The 17217-nt window shown below is 48.7% G+C and carries 23 protein-coding genes; 6 read left to right on the plus strand and 17 right to left on the minus strand.

From position 1 onward, the window contains the following. Window positions 1-15: 15 nt before the first annotated feature. On the plus strand, window positions 16-666 hold the full coding sequence (locus tag W01_RS13200; RefSeq protein WP_173055413.1) for a hypothetical protein: 651 nt from the start codon (window positions 16-18) through the stop codon (window positions 664-666). Between the two features lie 54 nt (window positions 667-720). Here W01_RS13200 and W01_RS13205 read toward each other — a convergent pair whose 3' ends face one another. Further along, window positions 721-1914 carry an IS4 family transposase gene (locus W01_RS13205; protein WP_173055415.1) on the minus strand — a complete coding sequence of 398 codons (1194 nt, stop codon included), beginning with the start codon at window positions 1912-1914 and terminating at the stop codon, window positions 721-723. A 576-nt stretch (window positions 1915-2490) separates the two neighbouring features. On the opposite strand from W01_RS13205, the gene W01_RS13210 reads away from it, so the two are divergent. The 3 genes from W01_RS13210 to W01_RS13220 all read left to right on the plus strand — a co-directional run bounded on the left by W01_RS13210 (window position 2491) and on the right by W01_RS13220 (window position 5008). Next, window positions 2491-3246: a tetratricopeptide repeat protein gene (locus tag W01_RS13210; RefSeq protein ID WP_173055417.1), complete on the plus strand. Its 756-nt coding sequence runs from the start codon at window positions 2491-2493 to the stop codon at window positions 3244-3246. 519 nt (window positions 3247-3765) lie between these two features. Continuing rightward, a complete protein-coding gene (locus tag W01_RS13215; RefSeq protein WP_173055419.1) occupies window positions 3766-4038 on the plus strand; it encodes a hypothetical protein in 273 nt (90 codons plus the stop codon). Between the two features lie 136 nt (window positions 4039-4174). Beyond that, on the plus strand, window positions 4175-5008 hold the full coding sequence (locus W01_RS13220) for a mechanosensitive ion channel family protein (protein WP_173055421.1): 834 nt from the start codon (window positions 4175-4177) through the stop codon (window positions 5006-5008). A 191-nt stretch (window positions 5009-5199) separates the two neighbouring features. On the opposite strand, the gene W01_RS13225 is transcribed toward W01_RS13220, so the two are convergent. Beyond that, window positions 5200-5436 (minus strand): VF530 family protein, encoded by a 237-nt coding sequence (locus tag W01_RS13225; protein ID WP_173055423.1) that lies wholly within the window; start codon window positions 5434-5436, stop codon window positions 5200-5202. 71 nt (window positions 5437-5507) lie between these two features. On the opposite strand from W01_RS13225, the gene W01_RS13230 reads away from it, so the two are divergent. Continuing rightward, the gene (locus W01_RS13230) at window positions 5508-6227 is read left to right on the plus strand and encodes an rRNA pseudouridine synthase (RefSeq protein ID WP_173055424.1); all 720 of its coding nucleotides are present in this window, start codon (window positions 5508-5510) and stop codon (window positions 6225-6227) included. A 46-nt stretch (window positions 6228-6273) separates the two neighbouring features. Here W01_RS13230 and W01_RS13235 read toward each other — a convergent pair whose 3' ends face one another. The 7 genes from W01_RS13235 to W01_RS13260 form a co-directional block, all read right to left on the minus strand. After that, window positions 6274-6513: a hypothetical protein gene (locus tag W01_RS13235; protein ID WP_173055425.1), complete on the minus strand. Its 240-nt coding sequence runs from the start codon at window positions 6511-6513 to the stop codon at window positions 6274-6276. 32 nt (window positions 6514-6545) lie between these two features. Continuing rightward, complete coding sequence (locus tag W01_RS13240; RefSeq protein WP_173055426.1) at window positions 6546-7118, minus strand: hypothetical protein; 573 nt, start codon at window positions 7116-7118, stop codon at window positions 6546-6548. Between the two features lie 31 nt (window positions 7119-7149). Further along, window positions 7150-7581 (minus strand): hypothetical protein, encoded by a 432-nt coding sequence (locus W01_RS13245; protein WP_173055427.1) that lies wholly within the window; start codon window positions 7579-7581, stop codon window positions 7150-7152. Window positions 7582-7704: 123 nt separating this feature from the next. Further along, window positions 7705-8022, minus strand: coding sequence for a CcdB family protein (locus W01_RS14780; RefSeq protein WP_173055428.1), 318 nt, complete (start codon window positions 8020-8022; stop codon window positions 7705-7707). After that, window positions 8022-8267, minus strand: a complete 246-nt coding sequence (locus W01_RS13255) for a type II toxin-antitoxin system CcdA family antitoxin (protein ID WP_173055429.1) — start codon at window positions 8265-8267, stop codon at window positions 8022-8024. The genes W01_RS14780 and W01_RS13255 overlap by 1 nt, the downstream gene beginning before the upstream one ends. A gap of 123 nt (window positions 8268-8390) precedes the next feature. Then, entirely contained in the window at window positions 8391-8561 is a 171-nt protein-coding gene (locus tag W01_RS14785) for a 5'-nucleotidase (protein WP_445082532.1), read from the minus strand. Continuing rightward, entirely contained in the window at window positions 8498-9034 is a 537-nt protein-coding gene (locus W01_RS13260; RefSeq protein WP_320416779.1) for a 5'-nucleotidase, read from the minus strand. Before W01_RS13260 ends, W01_RS14785 begins: the two co-directional genes overlap by 64 nt. Before the next feature lie 62 nt (window positions 9035-9096). Here W01_RS13260 and W01_RS13265 point away from each other — a divergent pair, with 62 nt between their 5' ends. Beyond that, on the plus strand, window positions 9097-9465 hold the full coding sequence (locus W01_RS13265) for a hypothetical protein (protein ID WP_173055431.1): 369 nt from the start codon (window positions 9097-9099) through the stop codon (window positions 9463-9465). On the opposite strand, the gene W01_RS13270 is transcribed toward W01_RS13265, so the two are convergent. The 8 genes from W01_RS13270 to W01_RS13305 all read right to left on the minus strand — a co-directional run bounded on the left by W01_RS13270 (window position 9432) and on the right by W01_RS13305 (window position 17202). After that, window positions 9432-11663 (minus strand): GmrSD restriction endonuclease domain-containing protein, encoded by a 2232-nt coding sequence (locus tag W01_RS13270; RefSeq protein WP_173055433.1) that lies wholly within the window; start codon window positions 11661-11663, stop codon window positions 9432-9434. The two genes, W01_RS13265 and W01_RS13270, sit on opposite strands and share 34 nt — an antisense overlap. 5 nt (window positions 11664-11668) lie before the next feature. Continuing rightward, a complete protein-coding gene (locus tag W01_RS13275) occupies window positions 11669-12643 on the minus strand; it encodes a helix-turn-helix transcriptional regulator (RefSeq protein ID WP_173055435.1) in 975 nt (324 codons plus the stop codon). 3 nt (window positions 12644-12646) lie between these two features. Next, on the minus strand, window positions 12647-14146 hold the full coding sequence (locus W01_RS13280) for a DUF2779 domain-containing protein (RefSeq protein ID WP_173055437.1): 1500 nt from the start codon (window positions 14144-14146) through the stop codon (window positions 12647-12649). Between the two features lie 69 nt (window positions 14147-14215). Beyond that, a complete protein-coding gene (locus tag W01_RS13285) occupies window positions 14216-14356 on the minus strand; it encodes a hypothetical protein (protein ID WP_173055439.1) in 141 nt (46 codons plus the stop codon). A 21-nt stretch (window positions 14357-14377) separates the two neighbouring features. Then, entirely contained in the window at window positions 14378-14932 is a 555-nt protein-coding gene (locus W01_RS13290) for a M48 metallopeptidase family protein (protein WP_173055441.1), read from the minus strand. 61 nt (window positions 14933-14993) lie between these two features. Then, window positions 14994-15545 carry an NADPH-dependent FMN reductase gene (locus W01_RS13295; protein ID WP_173055443.1) on the minus strand — a complete coding sequence of 184 codons (552 nt, stop codon included), beginning with the start codon at window positions 15543-15545 and terminating at the stop codon, window positions 14994-14996. A 95-nt stretch (window positions 15546-15640) separates the two neighbouring features. After that, complete coding sequence (locus tag W01_RS13300) at window positions 15641-16450, minus strand: dienelactone hydrolase family protein (RefSeq protein WP_173055445.1); 810 nt, start codon at window positions 16448-16450, stop codon at window positions 15641-15643. A 119-nt stretch (window positions 16451-16569) separates the two neighbouring features. Beyond that, window positions 16570-17202: a response regulator gene (locus tag W01_RS13305; RefSeq protein ID WP_173055447.1), complete on the minus strand. Its 633-nt coding sequence runs from the start codon at window positions 17200-17202 to the stop codon at window positions 16570-16572. Window positions 17203-17217 lie beyond the last annotated feature (15 nt).

Consider the following 17217-nt stretch of genomic DNA (forward strand, 5'->3'; position numbering starts at 1 on the left):
AGCTCGAGCGGAGTGGTGCAATGGAACGCAAACGGAGTCGCGATATCCACGGCTGCAAATTACCAATTTAATCAAACCATAATAAGCGACGGCAGCGGCGGGGCGATTATCACCTGGTCTGATATTCGCAGCGGCGCAAGTTGGGACATCTATGCCCAGCGGATAGGTGCAAACGGGGCATTCACCAGTCTGCCCGTCGTTGAGTTCTATAACACCAACCTGGATCATTATTTCATTACCGCCAACGCCGGTGAGGCTGCAGGCATCGACGGGGGTAGCGCGGGGCCTGGCTGGATTCGAACCGGAAATAGTTTCAAGTCGGGCGGCAGCACGCCCGTTTTCCGCTTCTACGGCAGCCAGGTCCCCGGCCCCAATTCGCATTTCTATACAGCATCGGCCTCTGAATGTGATGGCCTTAAGCAGCTTCAGACCACCACGCCCGCCGCGCAGAAGCGCTGGAATTTCGAAAGTCTGGATTTTGTTTCGACTCCACCGACCAATGGTATATGTCCGACCGGGACAGCGCCGGTCTACCGGGCCTATAACAATGGGTTTGCCCGCGGTGTCGACAGCAATCATCGCATTTCCAGTGCTACAGCAGCTATTCAGGAAGTCGTCGCGCGCGGCTGGATCGATGAAGGTATAGTCATGTGCGCTCCGACTTGATTTGACCTAGAGTTAGAGGAATCAATGAATGGGGTCTGACCCTGAGGTCTCCCCTCAAAGTTGCAGCGCAGGATGATCATAACGCAACCGTTCAAGGGCTGCACCAAGCTCATGCGGCGGGAATGCCGCCATACCATGTTGTATAAGCTGCAATGCCAAAGTAATCACAGAGAGAACCGGGCGCGAACGCCGCGTGTTGCTCTGGAATTTTAACTCCAACTGTCGCGCTTTACCCACCTCACCAATCAAGCGCAGTACGAACGAGGCAAGATATGCGACCAGCAGTAACACACCCAAGTGGTTTTTCTGCGTGGATCGGCTGGCAGAGAATCCTAAGCCGAAACGATCGCTCTTCAAATCGCGGAATGACTCCTCAATCTGCATCCGTTGGGCGTACACGGCCACGACAGCTTGAGCACTCAAGTGATCAAGTTTTGGGCTGACTGCCAACAGCCATGGTTCGCGTTGCGCGCGGGCATTCTTCAGGCTACGGCTCGAATGGTCCAGCTTACCCAGGCGACTCTTCTTGTGGCGCTTTTGATTTGCGTGTTTGATCAACACCAGACGGCATGGCACAGGATGATTTCGTACATAGTTGAATTGACCGAGTGACCTCGCTTTTGCTGTAGCAAATGGATAGAGTGTTTTGCAGCCAGCCCACGTATCAACATCTGCCGGACTGACCATGTCGCGGTTACGAATACGACCGATCCAATACCAGCCCATGCGGTTGACCAATCTGAACCACGCACCACGAAAACCGGCATCGGTAATCAGAATGGGGACACAACCTGTCGGCAGCATGGTGGCGAGTTGCGTAAGAAACGCCTGATGCACGCGCGGTGATGTTGCCTGCGATTGGGGGTACAGCTGCTCATACAGGGTTATGCTACGGCCTTCAACAGCAACCGAAGCGCGCAACAATTGCCATTGTCGATCAGGCGTTAAATCTGACCAGTCGATGATGATCAGCGGCATCGATATTCCGTTCAAGCACTGCCGGACAAGTGCCTCGTACAACTTGGATATTTCAGTGTGCTGCAAATTGTTGCCGAGCAGCCGGTCAATGCGTTTGATGTTGTGCTTGACGGCGACCGAGCCGGTCAGCCCGCGCCCCATATCGCTTAACGTCAGCCGACTGCCCGTTACCACCGCCTCGACAGCAGCCAGTAAACTGGCTAAGCGTTTTGCGTGAATTACGGGGAAGCTTGTGGAAAGAATGCGGTGTAAGGTTGTGATCGCATGCATGGCGGGTTTTCCTTCGCAGTTTAGACGCTACGAAAGAGACAATAAACCTGCCATGCATGTGCTGTTTTGGTGCGGACAGTACGCCCTAGTTTATTGAAATGCAACGGGGTTTTGTGGGGAGACCTCAGACTCAAAACCGATTAGCAAAAATCCATTAAACTTTATTTTTAACCCGACCAACTCGCACCATCAAATCACCAAGTCCGTAATCGCTTCAGGCTCATACCTGAATTGGAAAATACTACTACAGCTTTTTCATATTTATGATTAGGAGTCGAACGAAAGTTATATTTCAAACGAGGAATGAGTTTGAAGCGAACAAATTGAGGTCGAATTGAAGAAGTTGGTTGATCGTTGAAGGGATGGCGAAATACTGGGCTGATAACATCGCTAATTCGAATACTTTGTGTTTTATAATGGTGAAGGTACGTTAGCCGACTAAATAATCGGACACTAAACGACGTGAGGCGAGGGCAAGCGAAGGTATGGCAAGAATATAGGCAATTTAGTAAGAGTGGGGGCAGCGTCATGCAGCTGCGTGCGGGTGGGTAATACAGTTTAAAACAAGATAAGTGTTTGTTTTTACAAATTTGTACACTACTATATAGGGAGAAGAATTATGCAGCTGTTAATAGTGATAGGCGTAATATGGTAGCGCTAACACAACCAGATTTAGCTGAGAACTTTGAGGAAGGAATGAAGTTTGTTGCTAACAAGGATTACACCCGAGCGGCAGAATTATTTAAGAAAATTGCAGAGCAAGGACATGCTGAGGCGCAATTCTATTTAGGACTTATGTGTGAGGGGGGGCAAGGTATCACAAAAGATGAGCAACAGGCTGTATCTTGGTGGACCAAGGCCGCAGAACAAGGGCACGTACTAGCACAAAATAATTTAGGACTTATGCATGAACAAGGCCGAGGTGTTACACAGGACTACCAGAAGGCCGCAACTTGGTTCCGAATGGCCGCAGAGCAAGGAGATGCGGAAGCACAATATACTTTAGGATTTATGTACGCAAATGGCGAAGGCGTTCCACGGGGCTATCAGCAAGCTATGTTTTGGTTGAGTAAAGCTGCAGAACAGGGAGATGTGGCGGCACAATTCAAGGTGGCTAAATTGAATCTAGGATCCATATACTCACCAGACAACGATGTTAAACAGGATTTTATTGAAGCATATAAATGGTTCCGCATTGCTGGCGTAGATGGGGACGAGAATGCAAAAGATGGGCTAGAGATTGCGGAATCGTACTTGACACCATCCGCAATTGAAGAGGCGCAACGACGAGCAGATGAGTGGATGGCTATCAAGTCAAGTACTCGTTTATAAAAATGTTTAACAAGTAAGTCTGGTTTTTGTCTATCATTTTTGCAATGACATGGATGCGTGTCCGGTGATTCAAAGCACGCTGCGGGGTAGGGTGGTGATAGATATTGAAATAGGAGAGCCAGAGTAGTTATCTCCGGTTCTGTTGTTAAGGCGAGCAGGTTTGCCTGACTAGGCCGCTGATCTGCCCGCTGAAGAGTTTTATTATGCTATGGTTTAGACGACAGGCGAGTTCGATGCCTCTGTCAGCGCAGCTGAGATTTAACACATGCTTGTCCGTTAGATTCTTTCGTATCTCATCGGGGCGGCCTGTATCAGTCGGCGGCGTGGGTTTCAGTTTGATTGCGGTAGATATGGCTCATCGCATTGTGCGATCAATGACGACAAACAGATATCGACTCCACTCAATCTCCTTTATCTGGGTAGTGTCACAACTTTGATGGGTGCCTCGTTTTTTCTGACTTTCAAGGAAAAAAACCAACGAAATAATAATGTTAACGCTCTAACTTAAAAATAAATATTATGTTTTTGCTGCCTTCCATATGGAACCTGATAATCTCTACTATCGTGTTTTTCATCGTCGCTTGGTATGTTCGCCGTTTTTTGAATGAACAGGGTATGCACAATGGCACAAAACGCGGCATATTGGTATTTGCAATTGCCTCCGTGGTATCAATGGGTGCGGGAGAGGCGGTGGACTGGAGCCAAGAGAAAATAGAGGGGAAGAAACTGACAGCGAAAAGCTCCGCCGATCTGCCACACCTAATGAAGGTGATCAATCAGATACCGCAGTGATTAATGTCCCGAATTGCAGGCGTTTTAAAAAATAGTACTTCTATAGATCCAAAACTGTCTCATGGGATACCCCATACATAGCCTAGTAATTCACAGGTTACTAAAATCATGTAATTAAACCAACGGGAATCAAACCATGCAGAATCAACTCGCTGTCATCGAACAAGCGCAAAATACACTTATCGACTTAGGCATCAAATTTGGACCGAAGGTCGTTGTTGCTATCCTCATCTTGGTAGTAGGTTTTTATGCAGGGCGCTGGGTCGGTGCAGTCTTCAATCGCTGGCTTGGCAAGCTTCAACTCGAACCCCCGGTGCAATTACTTCTTGTGCGTCTCGCACGTCTGATGGTGGTCGGTCTTTTCCTGATCATGGCGCTGCAAAATCTTGGTATTGAATTGCTGCCTCTGATCGCCGGGTTGGGTTTGGCTGGGGCTGGGGTTGCTCTTGCGATGCAAGGGGTGTTGGGCAATCTCGTGGCGGGGCTCACGATTATCTTTACCCAACCGTTTCGAGTGGGGGAGTATGTCGCTATAGTCGGCGTCGAGGGTCAAGTCGAGGAAATCGACCTTTTTTCCACCAAGCTGAGCCAAGGGGATTGCTCAATGGTTATAGTGCCCAACCGCAAAATTGTCGGGGAGATCCTGCATAACTACGGCCATATCCGGCAACTTGACTTGCGTGTAGCCATCGCCCGAGCTGATGATCTTGAGCGAGCTCTCACGGCAATCGCCGAAGTGGTTAAGGCTAATTCACGCGTGTTGAGCCAGCCTGCGGCATTCATTGGAGTGAGGAACCTTACCGACGCATCAATCGGTGTCGCTGTCAAACCTTGGGTCAAGGCACCCGATTATAGCTCGGTGGGAGCGGAGATTAACCTGGCGATAATCGAGAAAATTCGCGCTGCCGGCGTGGACTACCCACCTTCCGAGCGCAAGATCCGCATTGTCAGTGTACAAGAGCCGCACTGATTATTATTGATTTGGCCAGGATATGTGTGAACTTATCTGCCAGACTGCCTGCTCAACAATATTAATGATAGCAATTTTACTTAGCCGTATTAATTGACGGCGGCATCTAATTCAGATCTTGATCGTCTATTTACAAACAGTCCAACCCTGCTGTGTGTCGAAAACTGTCCGTTAAGCGTGCAGAATAATATTTAACCAACAGCTTGAGCTTGTTGTAAATACAACTGCTCCACCTTCTTGCGGGCCCACGGCGTTCTGCGTAAAAATTTCAAGCTGGATTTTATGCTGGGATCGTGAGTGAAACATCGCACTGGCACAGCAGTGCCCATAGCTTCCCAACCCATGTTCTCGGATAGTTTTGTAATGATAGTTTCCAGGGTGATACCATCCAAACTGGGAGTTCTTACTGATTTTTTATTTGCATCCATGTTCGTATTTTACATGTGATAGCTAGACTTGAGCATTTACAATAGCCTTCCTTTTTTAGTATGCACTTGCCATGGCAGCCCTTGCTCGTCTCTCGAAACGTCTTGTTGAATTAATCTTGTGTTCACGCCGGGAAGCCGAACTTTATATTGTAGGTGGTTGGGTAATGGTCGATGGACAAGTGGTGGAAAAACCGCAGGCCATGGTGTCACAGCAAGAGAAAATCGAGCTCCACCCTGAAGCTAGCCTCATTCCGGTTGTGCCAGTGACCATGTTGTTTCATCAACCGCTAGTCGCAGGTATGGATGCTAATTTTGCGCAGCAACTAATTTGCGCCGATACGCGGGCGGCTGACGATCCATCCGGAATTCACATCACCAAGCAACACTTTGCTCAATTGAAGAAAGGCACACCGTTAGAGAAAAATGCTAGCGGCTTGTTAGTATTTACCCAGGATTTTCGAGTGATGCGTAAGCTGATCGATGATGCAGCCACGATTGAGCAAGAATATATTGTGGAAATTGTTGGTGAACTACCTTCTGATGGGCTCAAACAACTCAGTCACGGACTTAGTTTTAATGGTCGGGCATTGGCCCCGATCAAGGTCAGTTGGCAAAACGAAACCCGGCTGCGCTTTGCCTTCAAGGGAGCGCAACCCGGGCAGATCACACATATGTGTAAAATTGTTGGGCTACAGGTGTTGGCCATGAAACGAATCCGAATCGGGCGAATATCGATGGCCAAATTACAGCCCGGGCTGTGGCGTTATTTGATGCCGCATGAGCGGTTTTAACCTTGAATGTTGCAATAGTTGGCGTTTACTCTGTTCGATTTAAAGCTCACTGATTTGCACTCGTCACATACTTGGCTAGGCAAGCAACCATCGTGTTTCGGTGGATTTCAAGCACACGTTCCAACGGTGTCTGATAGCCACCAGCCAGATTCCAGACGAGCGGAATACCGATTTCTTTCGCAACTGAAAACACGATTCGATCTCGCTTTGCCAGTTCCTTCGTAGTCAGAAAATCACCAAGCGGATCATCGATATGTTGATCGGCTCCGGCTTGATAAATCAGCAAGTCACAATCAGAAAAACTGCGTACGACTGCCGCTAACTTATCGACAAATCTCTTGGAATCGGATGCAGAGCAGTATTCCTCTGAGACATGACGAATCCAGTCAATAGCAAGTCGTGTAATGATTTCTGCAGTTCCATCACCGTAGTGCTGGTCGCAGTCCAGAATGCCAACTCGCCTGACTTTTTTTCCGCTTTCAAAACCAGTGCAGTAACCATCAATCCATTAAAAGTACAGTAGCCAAAGCCTGATTTGTAGCTGGCGTGGTGAAACCCTGATGTAGGAGAGCATGCGACCAAACCATTATCCAGTGCACAACGAGCGGCTGACAGGATTGAGCCGGAAGTCCAAGGCAAGGATTCGGCAACATCCCTCTGCCGGCCACAAAATCCATTTCTCAAGTCGCAATCTAAAACGCCATGAACGTAACTTCGATCATGTGCATGCGCGATCTGCTTTCGTGTCACCGGAACCGGATCAATGATACGGATAGGTAGGCTTGTCTCAATCCAGTTGGCAACCACCAGCGCTGGCTTGCGAGGGCTTGGAGAAAATGTCTCCGGGTTGGAAATCTGCTTTGGTGAGAAATATACATCTATGAATTTCATGGCTATCCCGATCTGTTAACCCGTGTCTTGCCTAAAAACTCTCGGCCCAGCGGTCCCAGAAATCTGGTTCATCATGATGAACATTATTCATGGCGGCATGAAGCGTCAAGGCAAAGAACCAGACACCCGGCCGGCGAGTGCTCCCATCGGGATTTTCCAAGTAGTTGAGGAGTTGCTGATAGACCGGATTCGTCTCCTCAAAGGGCACGTCGATATATATTTGCCCAGCGTAAGACCTCATCGAATTTGTGTCGGCAACATCACAGCAGGATTGCCATCTGATCTGGTTATTGTTTAACCACTCGATGACCGATTGCCGACCTACCGATGATTCCCAGTTCCAACTGGAATTTGGTTTTTTGATTTCCCAATCCGGGTTATCTGGGTCGGAAAATTTGAGGAAGAGTACATCGCGCTGCTTTTGACGGGCGATGGCGTCGATGTGTTCAATCAACTGCGGCATAATATTTCTCGTTTGATGGAACACCCATAGTTTCCATGCAGAAACGACGAAATGCGTCGCATATTGCCCGACAACGGAATCAGGACATCAGGTCAGGACAGCGGGGGCAGGTCTCGCGCGGCGCTAGATGCCTGAAATGAGCATGTCCATCGCACCGAGTATTTCATATCGGATATGTTCCAGTGTTGTCACTTCGGACTTTAAAATTGATTTTGGAACAGACGTTATTTGATGAGTAAGTAGTACAAAGCTTGTACCATCAATATCGATAATTGGACATAGATTCTTAACGTCAGTTTTTTGTAATGCCGTGTGTGGTGACAAAGGTATAACAACCCGTGAGTTTAAGTCATTGAGTAAAGTGTTTTGAATGTCAACGAAATATGGGTATGTCTCATTAGAGGTGCTATCAACATTGCGGTAAAGAGTAAATTGGCTCATTAGAAATTTCGGTATGAATCAGAGAATAAACCATTTCTTTCAGCTAATTCATTCAATGACTCTATAGCTTTTTTATTACTCTTAAGCCATTTGTCTCGCTCAGTAGTTCTAAGCTCATCTGCCAGTGCTCGCTCTAGGGTGGCTGATAGATTAATTTTTAATTCTCTTGCTTTTGACAGCAAGTCACTGTTAATGCTTAAGTTTGTTGCCTTTTTTGAAGCAGTTTCATCATAAAGCTGGAGCATGGTAACGGTCCTTTGGTTATATGCGTATATAGTGTGCGCATATTAAATGTAGCGGCATGATGTGTAAAGAAGGCGACGGGATTTACATGGCTGCATTAGAGCCGCCAAGATAAAAACGCAAATTTACTCATTCGCCACACCATGTGGCACATGCCCCGTAGCAACGTGCTGATAAGCGGATTCGCAATGTTTCTGCTGGTCATCAAAGAAAATGTCCACCCCGAAAGCCTTCAGGAATTCGCCTTTGTCCTTTCCACCCAGGAATAGCGCTTCATCAATGCGGATGTGTTCCATGCGCGTAAAGTACGGATGACGCGCTCGTGGGCGGGTGCGCCGCGCGCGGTGATGAGCGCGGTACGGATAGGTGAAATATTTCCCAGAGAGTCGAGTTGAATCTGGTGCAGCATGGCAAGGAAATTTTTGAACGGACCACCGGGTAGTGGCTGCTTGGCGGCAAGTATTTCGTTGCTTTCAAAAGCATCCAGCCCATCCCGTCTGTAGATGCGCTCAGACTCATCCGAGAACAACACTGCGTCGCCGTCGAAAGCGATGCGCAACTGTTTGGGATTAACTTCAGCCAACGGCGCTGCCGACGAGGGCAGAATCGTCGCGGCAGCGAATCCAGCTTTCAGTGCCTTGCGCACGTCACTTGGATCAGCGGAAAGAAATAATTGCGCGCCGAATGCCGAAATATAGGGATGCGTACTCTCGCCTCGCGTAAATGCCGCCCGGCTGATATTCAGGCTATGGTGCTGGATCGAGTAAATCTACTGGCTAATACAGGCGCAAAACCAGCTTTCCCGCTACAGCCAGTATGGAATGGTCACCCATGTCATATATGTTGGATGCATTTGCGCCATTCTTAGGCTTTATTTTTCGACTCTCTACCACCCAAGTATTGCTAGAAGAGGCGCCGCTCTTGGGTTTGAGTTCTTTACCGTCCCAAAGCCATGTGTTTGAAGAAGAAGCGCTAGTTTTTGGTTTAATTTCTTTGCCATCACATATCCAAGTATTGGATGACGAAGCCCCACTCCTTGGCTTCAGTTCCCGTCCGTCACAAATCCAGCTTTTTGGAAAATCAACATCTAAACCCATGGTAAGCCTCTCTTTGATGAATTATCGTCATCCATGGTATGCCAACAACAGTGAAAGTCATTTTCGCAATTATTTAGGCATGATGGATTTGCACGCTTCGTAGTATTGGAAGTAGAGTCCCCGCGCCCTTCTGTGTACCGCACTTTGAAAGGCCTGCAAACGTGCTTCATTCCATGTTCGGTCCTCATTTCCATCGATATTGACATCGACATTGGGCGATGCTGTTTTCCATTCTTTTTCATGTTCAGGATAGTGATAGAGCAAGCTATCCGCATAGTACATCCCTGAATTGAGCTTTGAAGTAAGTGCAACATCACCAAAGCTCCGATTCAGGCTGGATTCAAGCACGTGCAGATTGCCAATGCAGTTGCCCACATCATGTCTCCCCGCATGGAATTTTTTCATCACTTCCGATTTTTCATCAAAAGTTCTGATAATGTTGCGCCAGTCTGCGCCCCAATGGTTCTGTGGGCATAGATGGTCAAAATCGTAGGGAACGGTATCTTCGTCAGTTAACCCTGCGAATTCGTTTTGCGACTTCTCGTTAAATTTCTGATGAACATAGGCGCGCTGCAACCAAAGTAATATGGGTTTCCGTCCCCAGCAGAAGCGCTTGTAGAGTTCTTTCTGCTTATTAGTTGAACTATCCGACTGCGACTGGAAAATTTCATCGCGTGATCGAAGAGATGCGCTAGTGTCTTGTTTTAAAATATTCTCTAATGCCTCATACGACATTAAAGGTAAGGCCAACCCGAACTGATCATCTTGGGCATCAATTAGTTTTTCGTAAAGATTTATTGCTGGGAAAGCGCCTAGGTCGCTACTGTTGATAATTTCAAACGCTTTTTTGCTTGCATTGTGTTCATCCCAAACATTCAGATACCAAAACAAGCTGAACGAAACGATTTTTTGTCGATTGTCTTCGATGGTGTTTTGAGCGGGATTGAGCATAATCCAGCGCAACAACACTTGAATCAGTCCACGCGAAAGGTGGGGCATCATGGGCAATGGCAGACCAATATCCTGTTCACCCTGGTAGCACAGTAATTTATATAGAGATTCGAAAGCCGAGGTTAAGCTGTTGCTTTCTTCAAGGTAGTCGCGTAAGGGTTTGCCTGACTCCCCCTTCTTGCCAAGAAGTCTGTCCAGATGGCGATGAAAATCATTGGGATTAGGACGTGGATTGTCAGCAATTTGTGCGCCCGGATCGTTATCGTTGTTTTTTTGTGCAGCCGCCAAGCGAAATGCGGACATGACGTAATCAGTTGCGCTCATGAACGCGCGAACTGATATCTTATCGTGAATTCCATTGACCAATTCCTGTGCTTCTGGCCATTTTTGTTTGATCATTGAGAACAACAAATCTTCTGCACTCAGACTGGCACCGTTTCGCCCTATGCGCTCGAACAGCAAGACCAATGGATTAGGCGTATCGTTTGGAGTGGCTGCCTCCGGTGAGCTAATATGCTCTGGGATCAATATTAGCGGGACTTCGAGCATTTCTAAATGTTTGAAAGCCTTGTGCAGGTTGGAAAACCTTCCATCCAGGTTAGAAAGCTTTTTATTATCCGCAAAGTGGCTTTTGAACAAATCTAGAAATGCCTGTTCGTCATTGGCTGTTTTTATGAATGCCTCCCACAAGTCCTTCACTTTGACGAAATGGTTTGATTCGCTCCCGGCTCTCCATGGGCGGGGTGGAGAATGTTCTGTTTTTAAATCAAACAATTCATAGTCGGGTTTTTCTTTCTCTTCGCCAGAGGTGAGCTCGTCATAAATTTCTCTGGCTTTTTTTCGATCTGATCTCGAAAGTCGACTGTGTGAAGGGCGTTGGAAACCGAAGGGCTGCGTTTTGGTTGTAAGGCGGATATCAAACGGTGAGCCTGCATATCCCTCTTCAGCAAGGTCAATCCACAAGCAATGCTGGAGTTGGGTTGAATTTATGAATGGACAGCCGATCAGCATAGCCAGCGTTCTTTGTTGTCCATCAAGTAGCCCCATGGCTTCGCTGCTTATGTTTTCAGTCTTTTTTTCTTTAATAGTGAGAGTGCTTGCAACCTGCCCCTCTGACAGTTTGCTGAGCATCAGGCTGCCGATGGGCATTCCTCTTAACAAGGAATCCCATAAATCAACAATCTGTTTGGGTTTCCATACGAAGCCACGCTGAATAGCCGGTAGTAAAAGCTCTTTTTCATACGTTTCGTTTCCAGTCGCCCACTTCAAATATTCCGGTAGTTTCATACCGCACACTTGGTTATTATCTGTAAAAGGCCAATTTTTACTGCTGCTCTTTTTGTTCTCCATTATTGTTACTCTCCATGATAAATAGCAGCATCAGACCGCACCACCGCTGACACCGACTCTCCAAACCCCCTCAACCACCACTCCAGCATCGCCGAATCCACCACTGTCGCAGTAATTTCGTAGGCATCCTCCAGTTCCACTACCGTCTGATCCGCAGACAGCGGCGATTCCAGCAAATGCAACCCGGCTTCCTTTTCAATGCGGAAGCTCAACCGAACGCGCTGTCCATCGCCATATCCAAAGCGTCCATCGTCGTCGTACTGCTTGAGGTCGAAATCTTTGGGACGTTCAAAGGTCAGGGTCGATGCGCGCGCTGAAAGGATACGATGCAGCGCGAGGCTTCTTTCGTTGTTGTAGCCATCAAAACGGCACACAAGATACATGCGTGGTCCTTGCTGGGCGAGTCCCAGCGGCATCACGCGGGTTGAGGTTCGTTTACCGGCGGCGTTTTTGTAATCCACCTCCAGCCACTGGTTGCCGTAAAGCGCATTGCTGACCTGATCAAATACGATGGGATCAACCTTGGGTGGCAGTAGCGGCTGGCTGGTGTTGACCACGCGTACTTTTTCCAGCCATTCACGATCACGCTGGGTCGTACTTTTGTCCCCCAGTTGGCTGCGCGCCTGGGTGAAGAAGCCTTCCATGGATTTCATCAATTTGGCGGGCAGCAAGTTGCTCAAGTGTTGCTCAGCCAGCATGAGTAGCAATGATTCCTGCGTGCTGAGGCATGGTAGCGACAGCCCCTTGGCGCAGGGTTTCCAGCTATATCGGTAGGGCTTGGTGCTGTCATCGCGGTCGATATCGAAAAACTCGGAAAGCGTTTCCAGTTGGCGCTGGATAGTGCGCATATCCCGCTCAAAGCCAGCGTCCGCTAGTTGTTGGCGCAGTTCAGGGGCTGTGATCGTGCGGCCTTTGGGTATGCGCCGTAATAGCTCATGAGAGAGCTGGAGCGTTTCCAGCGAATCTGGGCGTTTTGGCATGGCTTATAGCTCCAAGTCAGTGCGGCCGGCAAATACTTGCCATAGACGGACCATGGCGTAGGTATCGAGCTTGCAGTATTCAAGAAGTTGCTGTTCGATTTGGGCTTTGCGCTCGGCGCTGGTGTTCGGATGGATGCCTTCGAGGAAGGCGCCCATTGCCATGCCGCCATCTTGCACGCCGTCGAGGGCATCGTAGCGCAGTTCCGGAACTACGGCGGGCAATACCTTCTTGATGCTCCAGCTGCCTTGTTGGCTGGGATGGTAGTAACGCTCGCGGGCGATGGGCAGCAGATCGACCACACGTGCGTTGATGGCCAGCAGCGATTCGCTCAAGCGCGGGTAACGTTCGGCCAGTTCGCGAATGCGCGCTTTCTCAAATCCAGCGTTGTACACGTACACGGGGCCTTGCTTACCACATGCAGCAATCAGCGCATGAGCGAAGGGTTCGGAAGGATTGTTTCCTGTAAGGTCAAGGAAGGCCGTCTGTTCAAGCTGGCCGAATATAGTAAGAGTGTGCAGGCTGAACTGGAAGGTAATCTGCTGGTAGGGGCGGGTACCTTTCCAGATGGGTACGGCGAACTGGATGGTTTCGAAGTCGAGAAAATAGGCGGGAAGATCATGTGCAGCCAAATCTGCTGCGGCGCCAGCAGCATCGAAGAACACCTCATTGGCGAGGGTGTAATCTTTGACCCGCTGTTGTTTGTCGTTGAGCAGATCGTCTGGTACATCCTTTAGATCGTAGACACCTTTTATGGCGAGCTCTTTTGCCTTTGCCGAGGAAAAGCGGGGCAGCCAACAGACCGGGTATTCCGACTTAGGCTCATCGCGATTGCAATAATCGTAAAAACCGCATTCAAAGGGCGTGCCGCAATGGTCGCCAGTTCCAATAACAGGCTCGGAAGGCTCGGCGGCGATGCTTTGCGCTTGGGCAATCCAGCCTTTGACTTCATCGGTTCGAGAGAACGCCTCGGCTGTGAGATCATTTTCTTTTAGCAGCCCTCGGTAATCCTCATTTCCTGGATAGACCCATGAGCTATCAATGTGCGCCAGGGCAATGGCTTCCAGCGAAACGCCCGCTGACTGAGCCACAAACGCCTGCACGGCCACGTCATCGCGGTGGTAATCTTTCACGCTGGTAGAGGATTTTACTTCGATCATGCGCCAGACCTGCTTGCCATCCTTTTGCACCGGCAGCATCACATCGGCAAAGGCAAGTGCGCCAGCAGAAGAGAAACCCGCCTCAAAGATCGGTTGTGCTGAATGAAGTGATTCCGCGCTACGTTCGAACGCACGGTTGAATCCTTCGTTTTGTAAGTCGATCACGACACCACGCCCCTCTGGGTCATAAATGCGCTGGGCAATATCGCCAACTTGAAAACCGACCTGAAAATTTGCCTGAGTTGCGGACGAATCTTCGCGCAAGTCTGGGCGATGAACTTCCAGCCATAAACGTTTGGGACACTGGCGGAGGGCCATGAGCTTGGACTTTGAGAATGCGCGCATGTTATTTATGAGTTGGGAGGGTGAAGAATAAATGCCATTATCGTTCAGTATGCGTCATTTTGTGTCGTGTCAGAATTGCTCTTTCTTGACTACAAAGTGATACAGAGCTTGATGCGGTGCAACTGGCGTGCAGTGGGTCAACGCACCGGTAATGCGTTCTTCGCTTTGCGTGATAATGGCAGCATTAGGGCTGGTGCAATATCCGCTCAATTGCTGTACGCAGTGGCTTTCTCATTCATTCAAGGGCGAGGCTACGTCAACACTGGTGGTCGACCAAAGAGGCTGGCTGGTCGCTTCCAAATAGGTGAGGTAAGTCCGTAGGTCAAATTCCAATTGGTGATAATCAGGCTCCATATGCTGGCACAGTTGATAGAAGGCTTTGTTGTGCTCGCGTTCTTTGATGTGTGCAAGTTCGTGAACAACGATCATGCGCAAAAATTCAAGCGGCGTCTCCTTGAACAATTCCGCTATGCGAATCTCACGCTTGACCCTAAATTTTGTGCCCTGTACTCGTGAGATGCGGGTGTGCGTGCCGAGTGCGTGCTGAATGACATGCAATTTGCCGTCGAACGCCACCTTGCTCAGCTGTCCGGCATTGCGCAGATATATGTTTTTGGCTTCCAGCACATAGTTATAAAGCGCCTTGTCAGAACGCACCGCGTGCGCGTGCGGGTACTTTTGCAGCAGTATGTTGGGCAGCAGGTCTTGTTCGATAAGCCGCTGCACTTGCTTTGCTAGTTCTATAGGGTAGCCAGCAAGGTAATTTTGCGTAGATTTCGCGCGCATAGCGGCATTCGACATGGCAGATGAAAGGTCTGAGCGATATGTATCTGCCTTTTTAACTGCATCAGACAGCGTGTTTTTTTACCCATGCGACATAATGGTCCATCCAGTTCTGGAAGAATTTTTTGCTGGCTGTACCGATGTCACCGACTTCGTCAAACAACCCATCCTTTACATGAACGAATGCTTCGGGATAACCAAGTGTCGGTGCGTTTATATGGGAGAGAACGTTGCGTAAATGCTGTTGCGCCATGGCTGTGCCATACACCCCGGGAGATGCGCCCAGCACACCAGTGGGCTTACCCACCCAAGCACTTTGGCCATAGGGCCGCGAGGCGTGGTCGATTGCGTTCTTGAGCACTCCGGGAATAGAGCGGTTGTACTCGGGTGTAACAAATAGTAGACCCTGCGCTGCCAAAATCTCGTTTTTCAGCCGTTTGACGGACTCGGCCTGGTTCGCGTCGTCGTCTTGATTGTATAGTGGTAAGTCATCGATTTTCAATTCTTTAAATGAGAATTCCGATGGCGCCAGTTTTACAATGGCGTGCGCTAACTTGCGGTTGAAAGAATCCTTACGAAGACTGCCAACGATAATGGCAATTTGATATTGGCTCATGATGATCTCCTTTTAAATACTATAGAAAAATTTAAACTACTCGACCATAGGTGCAGCAACACACCGTATGTCCTTCAACGCGATTGTTGGCCTTCTCAGTTTTTCTTGGTCGTATCGCCAACATAAAGCGCATCGGCCAGAAATGCCATGCCTTCATCCCACGAAGCCTTGTCTGCTGCAGCGTTATAGGCCAGCGGCAGTTTGAACTCTTGACCATATTTATCTGCGTCCGGATTGGTGAAGCTGTGCTTGGCACTGGGATAGGTCATCGCTTTGTAAGTCACGCCTGCCTTTTCCATTTCCTGTTTAAAAGCGGCGACCTGCGTAGCGGGAATCATCGGATCGTCTTCACCAGTGAAGGACGCGATTCGTGCTTTAACCTTCCCTGTCTCAGCTGGGTGTTCAGTTCCCAGGTCACCGTGGAAACTCATCACTGCTTTAAGAGGCTCACCGATTCGCGCCATGTGCAATACTACCGACCCGCCAAAACAATAGCCGATAGCTGCGATGCGGTTAGAGTCCACGGTCATTTCCTTGCTGATCAGGTTGTATGCGCTTTCGAATCGGGCCTTGGCAAGTTCAGTATTCTTGGCCAAATTGCTGGCAAGCTTACCCGCATCGTCCGGGTGATGCGCTTGTTGGCCATCGCCATACATATCAACTGCCAGCGCAGTGTAGCCTCGCTCCGCCAACATACGAGCGCGCTTGCGCGCATATTCGTTGTGTCCCCACCATTCATGCACTACCAAAATACCTGGGCGTTTGCCCTTTATAGCATCGTCGTAGGCGATATAACCCTTGAGATTGATACCGTTGGCGTTATAGGTCACTTCCTTACCTTGCACGGCAGCGTAAGACGCAGAAGTTACAAACATCAGGCCCGCGAACAACAGAAATTTATTCATATTTCCTCCTAAAAATTAGTTTGTTCAGTTTTGTTATTGAACCTCAAAATGAAACACATTCGGTAGGGTGATATACCAACCACGTGGAAGCGAAACCAATCTCACTTTGTGAAAGGGCATTATTCGATCAAGTGGTTCATGATTGCGTAACGTACTGCTTCAGCATTGTTTTTCAGTTTCATTTTTTCCAGTAAACGTGCGCGATAAACGCTGACAGTCTTGGCACTAAGCGACAGTGCTTCCGCCATTTCGCTGAGACTCTTACCTGATGCCATCAGGCACAGTGTTTGATATTCGCGGTTGGATAGGGTTTGGTGCAGTAATTCCTGATAGCCTTGTGACAGGCCATTGGCTAATTCTTCTGCCAGTTCGTTGCTAATGTATTTCTTACCACAGGCAACTTGGCGTATGGCATTAACCAGTTGTGTCGGGGCGCTTTGTTTGCTGAGGTAGCCTGCCGCCCCGGCCTTCAGAGAACGCAATGCATATTGGTTTTCCTCATGCATACTTAATATCAGTACCGGTAATTGCGGATTATTGAGCTTGAGTTGTTTGAGCACATCGATGCCATTTTTATCAGGCATACTGATGTCCAGTAACACCAAATCGTAAATGTTTTCTTGCGTCATTTTAATGGCTTGCATGCCATTTTCAGCTTCTCCGGTTACGCGTATATCCTCGGTGTCATTGAGGATCTGCTTCATGCCTTTGCGGATCAGTGCGTGATCATCTACTACTAATATATCAATCATGATTGATTTTAACAG

It is taken from the genome of Candidatus Nitrotoga sp. AM1P, assembly GCF_013168275.1.
In the GTDB taxonomy this organism is placed as follows: domain Bacteria; phylum Pseudomonadota; class Gammaproteobacteria; order Burkholderiales; family Gallionellaceae; genus Nitrotoga.